The organism is Aureliella helgolandensis (assembly GCF_007752135.1).
GTDB classification, from domain to species: domain Bacteria; phylum Planctomycetota; class Planctomycetia; order Pirellulales; family Pirellulaceae; genus Aureliella; species Aureliella helgolandensis.
In genome coordinates, this window is record NZ_CP036298.1 from 8,303,406 (window position 1) to 8,317,001 (window position 13,596).

Sequence of the window (13,596 nt, forward strand, 5' to 3'; positions counted from 1 at the left end):
TTGCGTTGACTCCTCCCACTGACTTTTCCAGCGGCAGCCTCCCATGAATAAGCAACGCACCGCAACCAGACATCAAGGTGCGTCGGCTCCTGCGCGAACTGCGCCTCCACCGCGCGCGACGCAAACAGACCAGACGGGGGTGCAGATTCTCGGACATCGTCTGTGGAGTGCGGCGGCTGCGCTATTCGGAATGCTGTTGGTCTGGGCCTTTCTGTCTCCCCACGATTCAACGAGCGTTTTCAGTGGCGGTGCGCAACCACAAAATCTGGGTTGGTTGCTGGCTGGGTTACTGGCTGCTTGCGCAGCCATCTGCACCAATCGTGGAATACAATTTTCACGATGGGACTATGCCCTGGGCGGCCTCGCCCTCTTGTGGTTGGTGGCAGTCACATTGCTGGCCGGACGCGAATGCAATCCGCGAACCGCTTGGAATGGTTTCTGGCAAGTCGTGGCGTTAGCGGGTTGCTATTCCATCGCGCGCTGTCTGTCACTAGGCGGACGGACGCGAGCGGCGTTGGTCACCCTCTGCGTCGCCAGCTGTGTGGCCGTCGCGACGATCGGCCTCCATCAAGTCACCTTTGACTTCACGCGCATGCGCGCCAGCTACCAAAATGATCCCGAAGGAACGATGCGCGAAATGGGCGTTTTTGCCCCACCGGGCTCTCCCGAACGCATGCGCTTAGAGAATCGACTCAATAGCCCCGAACCCTTTGCCACCTACGCCTTAGCCAATTCACTTGCCACTTCGCTCAGCGGTGGCCTGCTGTTGATGCTCGGCTTGGGATTCACAGGACTTGCACCGTACCTCGCGCGTGGAGCTTCCCTCCCAAACACACCACAAACGCCCCATCCATCGCAGCCGACTCTGTGGCCGCGGATCGCTCGCTGGGGCATCGTTGGAGTGGGGCTATGCCTCGTGTTCCTCATTTGGTTCTTAACAAGGAGCCGAACCGCCTACATCGCCGTCCTGGTCTCTTTGGGATATTGGTTCCTACTAAATCGCCTGGAGCGCCCCGGATTCCTCGCGCCACGCCATGTACAGTGGCTGGTCGGAGTTTGCTTAGCAATCGTCGGCCTCGCTGGACTCTGGCTGTTTCTCAATGACCGTCTGGTCCTCAGCGAGTCGGCGAACAGCTTCACATTCCGCCTGGAATACTGGTACGCGACACTCCAGCTCCTCAAGGAGCACGGTTTGTTCGGAGTGGGTTTGGGAAATTTCCAGGCCTACTACCCACAGTACAAGCTGGAACGAGCCAGTGAGACGATCGCCGATCCGCATAACGCATTTCTCGATATTGCCGCAACCCTCTCGGTCCCCATCGCGCTGCTGACACTCGTTTGGATCGTGAGGCGGCTAACCCCCAAGTCCGGCGCGCAAGCCATTCGCCTTGAGGCGGCACCACCACCTACCGCATCATCACACACCACGGACAACCTCCACTCCGCCCCACTGCCCGACGCACTCGATCGGCAACTTGCCCAGTTCACGGTGTGGGGCGCCGCGGTCGGAGGCGCTGCCTGCGTCCTCGCTTTAGCACTGTTGAGCGGTTTTGATTTGCTGGTGACACTCGTTGCCTGGACCGGCGGCGGAATCGTAGCTTGGCAACTCTGGCCCGCCGCAATTGCGATGACTCGAGACGATTCGCGCGCCTCGCCGACAATCGTCGCCGCTGCCACGGCAATGGTCGTTTGCCTTCTCGCTAGCGGCTCGTGGCAAGCGTCGGGAATTGCCATTCCACTTCTGGTTCTACTCGCCAACAGCCAGCCGGCCACTGCGGGAGTAGGCTCGAGCAACCCACAACGTGGGCGACGATTCAGCGCGGTTGTTGCCACTGTGGGATTCGCGAGCTTCGTCTACTTGAGCTGGTTGCCCGCGGTGGGAGTCTGGACAGCCGAACAAGAGTTGCAGTCCGCCCAGGATGACGAGCAAGCTCTAGCGATCACCACGCAGGCACTCCAGGACGATCCCTTCAACACCGAACCGCTTCAGTGGCGGGTCGACATCCTAGTTCGGCGTGCCCTGCTGGGTCCAAGTGATCGCTTGGCAGTAGCAACCTCCCAAGCTGAAGACGCGATGGACGAGTGGTTGTCCGTCGACTTTGCCTCATTCCTCAACTGGAAATATGCAGGAGAACGGCTGCTGGAGCTCGCCGCACAGGCTCACGCCCAAGGCCAAGATCCCCACGCACTGTTGGAGCGCTCCCTGCATTTCTACACCCAAGCGGCCAGCCGCTTCCCAAGCGACGTTGAACTACAATTGCAGGTCGCCCTCACGGCCTACTTAACTGGGGATAGAGAAATCTATCGCCTAGGGCTCGAGGAAGCCTACCGCCTCAGCGAGCAGTCACCCCATGATGACAAAAAACTCGAAACGCAAACAATCTGGCTTCCATTACAGCTAGGCGACCTGCTCCGCCCCCCCCTGTCAAGCGATTTCCCTCCGTTTCCAGCGCAAGTTGCGGACCATATTCCGGCAGAACCCGTTGCCAATTGGCTTCGTAAAACTATGGTGGAACCAACCCAATGATTGCTGCGTAGGCTGAACCACCTACTGCCAGCCTGTTCATCGAGTCGCCTGCCGTAGGGAGCATCGCCGCGCACCGCGATACCGCCGTTTGGTTGAATCGGTTGCGGCATACCTTTACCAGCCGATAGCAGCTGGTAAAAACGGTGCCCACAGCGTGATGGCTGGTTGCTATTCCCAACCGCCGCGCAAGCAAGCCCGGATGAGTTGCGGCTACAGCGAGATGGGGGGGCTACCCTCGCGGTAAAACTCAAAATGCAATTAAATCGACAATCCAGTGCACGACAGGTTACTATTCAACAGGCCGCTAAGCGCCGAACCGCTTCCTCCCTCGCGTTCACGCGGTAGGGGCCCCAAGCGAGCCCCCGGTGTACACTGCTTCCATCCTTCAATTTACAAACCCTAGGAAAACTCCATGCTTCGGATACTTTTAACCGCTTGTATCGCCGCAGTAGCTGGCCTTGGGCTCGGTCGCCTCCAGTCCTCTATGGCTACTAGTGGGTATACGGAACAGTTGTCGGGTTCCCCTACAACGCTCACCGAGCAGCGCGGGGAAATGACCAAGGAGGAGATTCTTGCTAGCAAAGGAACTCCCAAAGCCGAAGTAGTGGGTGGGACCAGTTTTAACTTTGGCACCATGCAACACGGGGAGTCCCGCAGCCATGAATTCACGTTGAGGAATATTGGTGACGGCCCTCTGCACCTCAACATGGGGGGATCGACGTGCAAATGCACCGTCGGAGACTTGGACGCCTCCGTCCTACAACCTGGTGAAGAAACGCTGGTCAAACTGACTTGGAAAGCACAATCGATCATGCCCGATTTCGGACAATCGGCGACGCTGCACACCAACGATCCAAACCAGACCGAAATCAAGCTGGTGGTTAAAGGCAAGATTAGTAGCAGCTTTGTGATTGAGCCGAGTGAAATTTCACTCAACAGCATCCCAGACAATGAGCCCACGACTCGCACCTTTAATGTCTTTACCTATCTCCCCGGTTCTAAGGAGTTGAAAGATTTCATGTGGACCGACACCAAGACTTCGGGCCTAGTGAAAATCGAATCCCAGGTTGTCGACATTGATGAAGCTCGCTTTCCGCAACACAAAACGGCCCTGGTGGCCCATGAAGTCAGCGTGACTTTCCTCCCCGGCTTGCGTTTTGGGCCGATTTCCGGACGCGTTCAATTCCTCACCGATCAAGAGGAAGACATCGGAACGCTCGAGATTCCGTTCACCGGACGCGTAACGGGTGAATTCACCCTGATCGGCGGAGCATCCCTCGATGTTGCGCGCAGTCGCGTGACGCTGGGCAATGTGAAATCGAGCGAGGGGGCCACGGTGGGCATTCAATTGGTGGTCCAAGGCGCCAATTCCGAAGGTACGGAAGTTAGTGTAGGCGAGGTCATTCCCGCCAACTCCCTGACCGCGTCCGTGGGTGAACCCAAAATAAGAGGCGCAAGGCAGTTCTTCCCGATCACTATTGAGGTCCCTAAGGGCGCACCCCCCGCAAACTACCCAGGCACAACCTCGGGTAGTTTCGCTAAAGTAGTTCTGAAAACAAACCACGACTCGAGCCCAGAAATTCCGATATACGTCCAAGTGATTGTGTCAGAATGACGGCAATCCGGAGATCGAATGAATTGATGGACCTGTTTATCGACCGTAGGGAGTCTGTAGTGCCTGTAAGTACGCGTCAATCCGAATGGCTTCGATTCCCCTACCGCTCTGCGTCACTCCTCGCGTCCTTAGGCCTCACCTTTTCGATCGCTGGCTGTCAGCCCGATTCGGGCTCAACCGCCCAAAAAAGCGCTGCTGCCACGGCCACGAGCCCGGCTCAGACGGGTGGCTTGGAACCCGAGACGTCGTCTCAGGCCGCCCCGCCTGCGGCCCCCGAAATTGTCGACCAGGAAGCTTTGGATGAGAGTGGCCGCATTGTGCTCGAAAGCACGCGTCCCCCGTTATCAGTTCCCGAGCCGGATCCCGTAACCGTGGAAGCGGCCACTGCCAACGCTGCGGATTCGGCCGAAGCAAGCGCCAAGATCGTGGCATCAAGCAGCCCCGCAGCCCCCCAGGCCGAAGCCCTTGAATCCGACATGGCCGAAGGGGCCCCCGTGGTGGAAGTAGAAGTAGCAGAAATCTCTGCCAGCAGCCCCGACACCCCAGCGGTAGCCACCGAGGTGGAACAGCCTGCAGAGGAGGAGGCGGAGGTGGCCGAGCTGCCAGCTAAGGTGGCCGCACCAGCTCCATTCCCCGCAGAGGCCAACGTCACTTCGGCCAGCGAACGGGATCAACGCATTGCTGCCGATTGGCCACAGCCCCAAGCGGTACTCTACGTCTCAGGGCAACAGCACGGCTACATTGAACCCTGCGGTTGCACTGGCTTGGAGAATCAAAAAGGGGGCTTAATCCGCCGCGATACGCTACTCACCGAACTGCGTGGACGCGGCTGGGATTTGGTCCCCGTAGACGTTGGCAATCAGGTGCGGCGCACCGGTCGCCAGCCTGAGCTCAAATTTCAGTCGACGGTCGAGGCTTTCAAAACCATGGGCTACCAAGCGGTAACCTTAGGAATCGACGATTTGAAACTTTCGAGTATTGAATTGATCCAATTGGCGGGCTCCGATGGCCTCAATGCCACCCCCTTCATTTCTGCCAACGCCAGCGTGATCGACTCCTCGTTTTTCCCCAGCCATCGAATCGTCGAAGTCGGTGGACGAAAAATTGGCATCACGGGGGCTATCGGCAATTCGCTCAAAGAGGAAATCCAAAGCTCCGACATCGAACTCTCCGATGCGGCCGAGAGCCTCAAGCCCGTAGTAGAACTTCTGCAAAAACAGGGCTGCGACTTCCTCGTCCTCTTGGCCCACGCCCCGGTGGAAGAATCGGCAGAAATCGCCCGCCAAGTTCCCGGCTTTGACCTGGTAGTCACCGCCGGCGGCTACGGTGAACCCACCTTGCACCCCGAGGAGATTCCAGGTTCTGAGGCGGTCATGGTTCAAGTGGGTACCAAAGGGATGTACGGAGGAATCATTGGACTATTTGAGGATGCCACGACTCCCATCCGTTATCAAAAGATCGCCATCTCCTCGCAGTTCAAAGATTCCGATCGGATGCTGCTCGAATTCGAAAGATACCAGCAGCGACTCAAAGACGCTGGCTTCGACGGACTGGGCGTGGCACCGATCGCCCATCCCACGGGACGGCAATATGTCGGCTCAGAGGTTTGTGGAGAATGCCACACTCAAGCCTACGAGATCTGGGAAAATTCCCCGCACGTGCATGCGACCGATTCCATCATCGCGGCCAGCAACGATCGTGGTGGGATTACCCGCCAACACGACCCTGAGTGTATCAGCTGCCATGCTACCGGCTGGAATCCCCAAAAGTTCTATCCCTACCAAACCGGCTTTATCAGTGCGGAAAAAACGCCTCTTTTGGTGGGTAGTGGATGCGAGAACTGCCACGGCCCTGGCAAGTCGCACGTAGACGCTGAGTATGGCGACATCGAAACCGACAACGAACTACTTCTGGAACTCCGCCGCCAAATGGTACTCCCCCTAGCCCAGGCGCGAGAAAAGTGTCTGGAGTGCCACGACCTCGACAACAGTCCCGACTTCCACACCGCTCCCTTCGAAGAGTACTGGGACCAAATCAAACACTACGGCAAAGACTGACGGTGTGCAGTGGGATAAAACTCACCAGCACCTGCCCTGCCGCGCACCGCAACCGTAGAACCGTAGTGTCTCAGGAACTCGTTTCCTGGCCCCATCATGAACTTGGCCGCAGCACTTTCCAAAGCTTGCGGACGGCTCGTAGTGGTGCGGAAATCACGGTCGGCGCTGCCGGATGCGTCAGGGCATTGCCCAATGTTTTTAAGCACAGCCACGGATACCGCTTGGCCGACCACAAGTACTTGAATCCATCGACCATGCCACCTGCGGCTGCGCGATTCCAAAACAACTCTCCCAGCGAGTCGCCCTGCCGCGTCAACTGATGAACGTAGTAGGGGTGCAGGCGTTTACGCGAGATCCCGTGCCGCTCGTAAATCCTCAATAGCTCGGTGGCATGCACCAACGTATTGAGCGCGTGATATTTTGCCCAACTAAACTGACTGGCGGGTTGTTCATAAATCACGATCGAGGGTTCAGCGATATAGCCTACGATTTCTCCGGGCATTTCGCTGGAGACAATCGAGGCATGGAGATAGGTCGAATGAACCGAGCTGAATGGAGAGCCCGTGTAGGTTTCAGGAAAGTGTTCAAGCCATAGGCTGCGGCGAAGAATCGACGCGTAGGAAGCGGTGAAATCGACGCACGGCCCCTCCAACAACTCATCAAATAACAGGACACCCGTCTGGTCATGGTGGCATAGCAACTTAGAGAATTTCTCGGTGACCCCACCTAGCGCCGCGCTCGCATTAGGGGCCGCATCGCCCGGCAAATACCCTACATTTAAGGCCAGCAGGTTCAGCCGTGTCTCAGCCTGCAGAAACTCAACAATGCGTCCAACGGCCCCCGCCGTAACCACGTCATCATCGCCAATCACCCACACATAATCGCCCCGGGCATGCTCGGCTACGACGCGCGTAATGTTACCAATGACGCCGATATTCGAATCGTTGCGATAGACTCGCATGGAGAACTCGTCGCTGAACTTATCCAGCACTTGGCGCGTAGAGTCGGTCGAGTCATTATCGCAAACGACACACTCCACCACTGGCGTCAGCGCTTGAACTTGAGGCAGAAGACTGGCCAAACAGACTTCCAACAAATGGGCGCGAGAGAAAGTCGGAATACAGATCGAAAGCACTGGTGACATGAAGATTGCAGATTCGCAGCGAACAGATTCAAAATGGGTTGAAATCGTGCGTGGTTGGACAACCACCCTTACCTTGCCACGCAGCGGGCTACGATTGCGACAAGCTGGCTAGGAAGGTTTCCCAATTACGCTCCCGATTACCGGCAGAGGCAGCCTACCAGGGCGGAGAGGGGAGCATCCTCTCCAGTTCGAGGAACGTGCATCGCCTGGATGAAGCCAGCGACTCGCCCCAAGTGTCGCGCATGAAGTAAAGTACTACTATACTTGTCATGGTCCGTTGTATTAACGGCATTCCTAAGTTTGATTGGATGAGATGCGTTGAAAACCCTAATTCTATGCGGTGGCCAAGGGACGCGGATGCGCGAGGAAACCGAATATCGCCCCAAGCCCCTGGTGGAGATTGGCGGACGCCCCATCCTATGGCACATCATGAAGATGTACGCCCATTATGGAATGCACGAGTTTGTCTTGTGCCTGGGATATCGCGGGCAGATGATCCGGAATTACTTCTTGCAATACGAGGCGATGAACAATGATTTCACGATCACCATGGGCCAAGAACCCCAGATCGAATACCACAAATCGCTGAACGAAGACCCCTTCAAGGTCACTTTGGCCGAGACGGGGCTGTCGACCATGACTGGCGGACGCATTCTCCGCGCTGCCCAATACTTGGACGATGACACCTTTATGCTGACTTATGGAGATGGTGTCTCCAACGTCGACATCGACGCACTGCTGCGATTCCATCGCCAACACGGACGACTAGCCACGGTGACGGTCGTGCGGTCCGTTTCGCGTTTTGGTATGATGGATGTCGACACCGATGGCAGTGTGCTCCGCTTCGTCGAGAAGCCGGTGAGCAGCACCTGGGCCAGTGCGGGCTTCTTCGTGCTCAATCACCGAGTCCTCTCGTACTTGACCGATGATTCCTGCGTCTTCGAACAAGAACCACTAGAACGCTTGGCGGCAGAAGGTCAAATGGCAGCCTTTCGACACGACGGCTTCTTCTATGCCATGGACACGTACCGCGAGTATCAAGCGTTGAATAAGATCTGGGACGATGGCACTGCAGCTTGGAAGGTATGGTAGTGCCACTGGCCTCCTTCAAAAACCGACGCGTCTTGGTGACCGGACACACCGGCTTCAAGGGTGCCTGGCTGACTCAGTGGTTGACCGATCTCGGTGCGCAAGTCTGGGGGTATTCTTTAGCGTCCCCGACCTCCCCTGCCCTGTACCAACAATTGAACCTCGAAGATCGCATTGAATCGATCGAGGCCGATGTGCGCGATTCCGATCGACTCTCGGCCGTGGTTCGTGATTGGAAGCCTGAGTTTGTATTCCACTTGGCGGCCCAGTCGCTGGTACGCCCCTCCTATGCCGCGCCGGAGGAAACGTTCTCGACCAACGTCATGGGAACGGTAAACCTTTTAAACGCACTCCGCTTGGCAGATACCCGCTGCGCGGCAGTGATCGTCACCAGCGACAAGTGCTACCAGAACAAGGAATGGATCTACAGCTATCGTGAAGCGGACCCCTTGGGAGGCTTTGACCCATACAGCTGCAGCAAGGCCATGGCAGAGTTGGCGACAGAATCGTTCCGCCAGTCCTTCTTTGCAGCCAGCCCGATTCGCGTGGCCAGTGCACGAGCTGGAAACGTGATTGGCGGTGGAGACTGGGCAGTCGACCGGATCTTGCCCGACTGCATTCGGGCTCTCCTGAGCAACGCCGCCATCCAAGTTCGCAACCCGCATGCCCGTCGCCCATGGCAACATGTCCTGGAACCACTGGCCGGCTACCTACGACTCGCCCTGAAGCTAGATGGAGTGGTTGACGAGCCCGGCAACCCCTACTGCTCAGCTTTCAATTTTGGCCCCGCGCCAGCCTCCAACCGAACGGTGCTGGAGGTTGTCCAACAGGTGTTAGTTCACTGGCCGGGAGAATGGTACAACGCTTCGAACCATTCTGCCCCCCACGAAGCCACGCTGCTCGCCCTGGCCAGCGACAAGGCTGCGCAATTACTGGAATGGAGTGGAAAATGGAATTTCGAACAGACGATCCAACACACGGTCGAATGGTATGCACTGACCCATCAACGACATTCACCTGTTGAGATTACTCAACAACAAATTCGCTCCTACCAGAAAATCGCTTTCTAGTCACTGAGCTACCGTCGCTCGCTCCTCATCCACCGATTCGAGAAATGAACGCAATGCACCCTCGCCCCGAGCACAATATCCCTAGCGGTACGGTTACCGCCTGCCAGATCTGCGGATGCCAAGACTTGCATTTGGTGCTGGATCTGGGGCATCAACCCCTGTGCGACACCCTACTGAGCGGCGAAGATCTCGGACGTCCCGAAACAAGTTACCCGCTGCGGCAGATGTGGTGCCCTGAATGCACTCTATCGCAACTGGATTACGTGGTACCGAGCGACGTCGTCTTCCATCCAGCATATCCCTATCGCACCGGCGTTACTCGCGAGTTGGCTGCCTATCAGGTAGAGCTTGCTCAAGCGGTACTCGCCGATCTGGAAGTCCCTGCCGACAGCTTGGTGGTTGACATTGGCTGCAATGATGGAACGCTGCTCACTAGCTTCAGAGATCAGGGACAGCGTGTGGTGGGAGTCGAACCAACCAACATCGCGCAATTCGCGGTTGAAGCTGGGATCGAGACGCTGCAGGCCCCATTTACACCGCAGATCGCGCGCGACATTGTCGACGTGCACGGACCTGCGAAAGTGGTGTCTGCCACCAATGTCTTTGCACATATTGCCAGTCTCGGGGACGTGATCGAAGCTCTCGAAATCCTGGTTGCGGACGACGGTTTCTTCGTCCTTGAAAACCACTACCTGCGCCCAGTCATGGACCGTTTGCAATTCGATACGATCTACCACGAACACCTCAAGACTTACACGTTGCTGTCGCTCGTGACGCTCTTCAACTACTACAATTTCACCGTCGTCGATGCGCACAAAGTCAGTCGCTACGGTGGTAATATCCGTGTCTACGTTGCCAAAGGGCGGGGGGCGACTCCTCACCGCCGCGTGTCGGAACTCCTGGCCGAAGAGCTGCAGGCCGGTTTCAAGGACCCGCAGTACTACCTTGAATTCCGCAAGCAATCCATCAACTTAAAGAACCAACTACTCGCCCTGTTTGTCCAGTGTGCTCAGGCAGACACCCCTATCGTTGGCAACTCGTGCCCAGGTCGATGCAGTACTCTGTTAAACTTCCTCGGTGTGGGGCCAGACCTCATGCCCTACATTGGCGAGCAACCAGCTTCGCTCAAGCTTGGGAAATTCCTACCTGGCATGCACATCCCCATCGTTAGCAACCAACGCATCATCGACGAGCAACCCGAACACGTCATGCTGCTGGCGTGGCACTACGCCACCCCAATCGCTGAACAACTCAGAGAACGCGGACTGCAATCCAATCTGATCGTGCCTCTACCTCAAGTCCAAAACATATAGTGAACCACCGCATGGCCTCAGCTTCCCACGCACAACAGCGGAGCGAACGATTGAAGACGCTAGGGATTATGGGCGGCGGAAGATGGGCTCGCGTGTTGCTGAATGTTGCGCGGCACCTACTCCCCTTAGAGACTCGCATCTTCTGGGGTACAACGCATGGATACGACGCTGCTGTCTCATTTCGGAACGCGGGAAATCTCTCCCATATCACCGTCGTCGATAGCCAGCAATTCCCATTTGGAAACCTCGATGCAGTGGTGATTGCGACCGCCTCGCATTCACACTTTTCCGATGCCCGCCGCAGCCTCGAGTGCGGGGTGCCCACACTCTGCGAAAAACCGCTGGCACTCAACCGCCAGCATGCCTTGGAGCTAGTGCAACAAGCGACCGACCAAGGCACCTTGCTCGGCATCGACCTTGAGTTCTTCTATGCAAACTATGTGCAGGAATTTGCGGCGGCGATCGTTGACATTCCCATCAAACGCATTGATATCGAATGGCATGACCCACGAATCGAACAGCGGCATGGTGAGATGAAACATGCCAATTTTTCAGTCAATATCATCCACGATATTTTCCCGCACTGCTGGTCGCTATTGCGTTGCCTTTCGCCGCAGCACTCCCCTCAAGAGATCAACCACGTTCGCTACCATCCCAGTTCGGGGGTGCAAATCGCCGTGGAGCTGCAAGCAGAAATCCCCTGCCAGATCAATCTCGGAAGGCAATCCGAGAGACGCATTCGCCGAATCGCCATCAACGGGGGAGAGGCAGTGCTCGACTTCAGCACCGAGCCGGGATCATCTCAAATCCTGGGAACCCTCACGCAATACCGCTGGAACGGGGATCGTCCCCTCTCAGGTGCGCTGCGAAGCTTCTTTGATTTGCTCGAACATCCAGAGCGCTATGCCGCCTGGCCGCTCGCTGCACACAACTGCGTGGATTTGATCCCCTTAAGCGAGTCGGCTGTCACTCAGCTGCGAGTCGAGCAAATGCGACAGGTCGAACACGCCTCGCGCGGTGGCTGGGACCTAACGCACGACGATCACAGATCCCTACTGATCGACACCTTCGCGCCAGCCCTCAACGAACAGGGAAAGCTCCACAAGCTTCAATCCGAGGAAGAGCTCTATGAGTTCGCGAAGCAAATGGTCCAAAATCTTTCGGACCACTAGGGTGGCAAGCCCACTAGCGGCAAGCCCCCCTGGCCTAGCGCACTTTTACTGCGAGCGTCTCTACTTAAAGCACCTTGGCTTGATCCGCCAAATACTGCAACGCCTTATCGCTGATATCCTTCCGACACCAAGCACCTGCCCAGCGAATCTTTTGGACCGCTGTATAGGCATTTAGCTTGGCCTTGGAGATCGTATCCCCAAGCGCGGTGACTCCCAGAACGCGTCCACCGTCATTGACGATGGTATCGCCGTCCAGTCGCGTGCCAGCATGAAAGACCTTCACATCCTCAAGTGCGTCGGCAGCATCGATGCCTGTAATGGGACGTCCTTTTTCGTAGTCGCCGGGATAGCCTTGACTGGCCATGACAACGCAAATTCCTGGACGCGGGTCCCACTGCGGTGTATCGATCTGATCGAGAGTCTGATCGACCGTCCCCTCCAGAATGTCCATGATGTCACTCTTAAGACGCATCAAAAGCGGCTGGCATTCGGGATCACCGAAGCGGCAATTGTACTCCAGCACTTTAGGGCCAGCTTGTGGAGTCAACATTAAGCCAGCGTACAGCACTCCGCGAAACGGCTTGCGATTGCGTTTCATGGTATGCACCGTCGGGACCAGTACATGCTCTTCAATCCAAGCCATTAGGGCATCGTCTACGATGGGGGTGGGGCTGTACGCTCCCATTCCACCGGTGTTGGGTCCTGTATCGCCATCGAAGGCGGGCTTATGATCCTGGGCTGCAGGCAATGGCAGAATGGTTCGCCCGTCAGTAATGGCCAACACGGACGCCTCTTGACCATCCAAGCGTTCCTCGATGAGCATCTGCATCCCGGCAGCACCAAATTCCTTGCGGCGAGAAATGCGGTCGATGGCCTCCAAGGCATCATTGCGGCGTTTGCAGACGATCACGCCTTTGCCCGCTGCCAATCCGTCCGCCTTAACCACGACAGGGCAACGGTCGCGCTCCCCTGGAAAGCGTCCCTTGATAAAACGCATGGCGTCATCTGGATCGCGAAATACTTGAAAATCAGCCGTAGGAACGTCCGCTTGCCGTAACAGATTCTTGCAAAATGCCTTGCTGCTCTCCAATTGGGCGGCAACTTGCGTAGGCCCAAACACGCGCAGTTTTTCAGACTCAAAGGCATCGACGATCCCCAGGGCGAGTGGCGCTTCAGGCCCCACGACTGTCAGGCCGATGTTCTCAGTTTTGGCGAACTTCACCAGCTCGGCAATATCATTGGCGCCAATGGACACATTCACCGCATCCAAAGCGGTCCCCGCATTGCCCGGAGCTACGAAAACCTCGTCCACTCGTGGACTCTGTTTGATTTTCCAAGCCAAAGCATGCTCGCGACCGCCGCCGCCAATGACCAAAACTTTCATGTTTTTCTTCGTCGTATAAAACCAAGTTGAACTGGGAAGGCTCGTAGATCGATCGTAGCCAATTCCCACACTACTACAGATTATGATGCCAGGAATGGCGATTGTAGTGGAACTTACCCAGGTTGAAACCCGCAACCGGGTGTCTACTACGGCAGAACCAGCCACTCGGGGGCCTATTCGCGGAAAAGCCCTGTTGGTGAACGCCTAGATGGACTGGATTGATAG

The 13,596-nt window shown here is 56.7% G+C and carries 9 protein-coding genes; 7 read left to right on the forward strand and 2 right to left on the reverse strand.

All coding sequences use genetic code 11. The features are described from left to right. Positions 1-43: 43 nt before the first annotated feature. The 3 genes from Q31a_RS29265 to Q31a_RS29275 all read left to right on the forward strand — a co-directional run bounded on the left by Q31a_RS29265 (position 44) and on the right by Q31a_RS29275 (position 6,199). Entirely contained in the window at positions 44-2,527 is a 2,484-nt protein-coding gene (locus Q31a_RS29265) for an O-antigen ligase family protein (RefSeq protein ID WP_145086324.1), read from the forward strand. A gap of 412 nt (positions 2,528-2,939) precedes the next feature. Next, the gene (locus Q31a_RS29270) at positions 2,940-4,142 is read left to right on the forward strand and encodes a DUF1573 domain-containing protein (protein ID WP_145086327.1); all 1,203 of its coding nucleotides are present in this window, start codon (positions 2,940-2,942) and stop codon (positions 4,140-4,142) included. A gap of 59 nt (positions 4,143-4,201) precedes the next feature. After that, positions 4,202-6,199 (forward strand): multiheme c-type cytochrome, encoded by a 1,998-nt coding sequence (locus Q31a_RS29275; RefSeq protein WP_197355921.1) that lies wholly within the window; start codon positions 4,202-4,204, stop codon positions 6,197-6,199. A 94-nt stretch (positions 6,200-6,293) separates the two neighbouring features. On the opposite strand, the gene Q31a_RS29280 is transcribed toward Q31a_RS29275, so the two are convergent. After that, on the reverse strand, positions 6,294-7,343 hold the full coding sequence (locus tag Q31a_RS29280; RefSeq protein WP_145086333.1) for a glycosyltransferase family 2 protein: 1,050 nt from the start codon (positions 7,341-7,343) through the stop codon (positions 6,294-6,296). A gap of 318 nt (positions 7,344-7,661) precedes the next feature. Between Q31a_RS29280 and rfbF the strand changes: the two genes are divergently transcribed. The 4 genes from rfbF to Q31a_RS29300 are packed head-to-tail and all read left to right on the forward strand — an operon-like array spanning position 7,662 to position 11,987. Next, on the forward strand, positions 7,662-8,435 hold the full coding sequence (gene rfbF, locus Q31a_RS29285) for a glucose-1-phosphate cytidylyltransferase (protein ID WP_145086336.1): 774 nt from the start codon (positions 7,662-7,664) through the stop codon (positions 8,433-8,435). Next, positions 8,435-9,502, forward strand: a complete 1,068-nt coding sequence (gene rfbG, locus Q31a_RS29290; protein ID WP_197355923.1) for a CDP-glucose 4,6-dehydratase — start codon at positions 8,435-8,437, stop codon at positions 9,500-9,502. Before rfbF ends, rfbG begins: the two co-directional genes overlap by 1 nt. Before the next feature lie 53 nt (positions 9,503-9,555). After that, entirely contained in the window at positions 9,556-10,815 is a 1,260-nt protein-coding gene (locus Q31a_RS29295; protein WP_197355925.1) for a class I SAM-dependent methyltransferase, read from the forward strand. An 11-nt stretch (positions 10,816-10,826) separates the two neighbouring features. Continuing rightward, positions 10,827-11,987, forward strand: coding sequence for a Gfo/Idh/MocA family oxidoreductase (locus tag Q31a_RS29300; protein ID WP_145086344.1), 1,161 nt, complete (start codon positions 10,827-10,829; stop codon positions 11,985-11,987). Between the two features lie 64 nt (positions 11,988-12,051). Here the strand turns inward: Q31a_RS29300 and purD are convergent, their stop codons facing one another. Then, the gene (gene purD / locus Q31a_RS29305; protein ID WP_145086347.1) at positions 12,052-13,371 is read right to left on the reverse strand and encodes a phosphoribosylamine--glycine ligase; all 1,320 of its coding nucleotides are present in this window, start codon (positions 13,369-13,371) and stop codon (positions 12,052-12,054) included. Between the last annotated feature and the right edge of the window lie 225 nt (positions 13,372-13,596).

Excerpts from the sequence above, each read along its gene's own strand:
- Q31a_RS29295 (WP_197355925.1), top strand. The coding sequence starts at position 9,556 with ATGCACCCTCGCCCCGAGCACAATATCCCTAGCGGTACGGTTACCGCC.
- Q31a_RS29300 (WP_145086344.1), top strand. The coding sequence starts at position 10,827 with ATGGCCTCAGCTTCCCACGCACAACAGCGGAGCGAACGATTGAAGACG.
- Q31a_RS29270 (WP_145086327.1), top strand. The coding sequence starts at position 2,940 with ATGCTTCGGATACTTTTAACCGCTTGTATCGCCGCAGTAGCTGGCCTT.
- Q31a_RS29265 (WP_145086324.1), top strand. The coding sequence starts at position 44 with ATGAATAAGCAACGCACCGCAACCAGACATCAAGGTGCGTCGGCTCCT.
- purD (WP_145086347.1), bottom strand. The coding sequence starts at position 13,371 with ATGAAAGTTTTGGTCATTGGCGGCGGCGGTCGCGAGCATGCTTTGGCT.
- Q31a_RS29280 (WP_145086333.1), bottom strand. The coding sequence starts at position 7,343 with ATGTCACCAGTGCTTTCGATCTGTATTCCGACTTTCTCTCGCGCCCAT.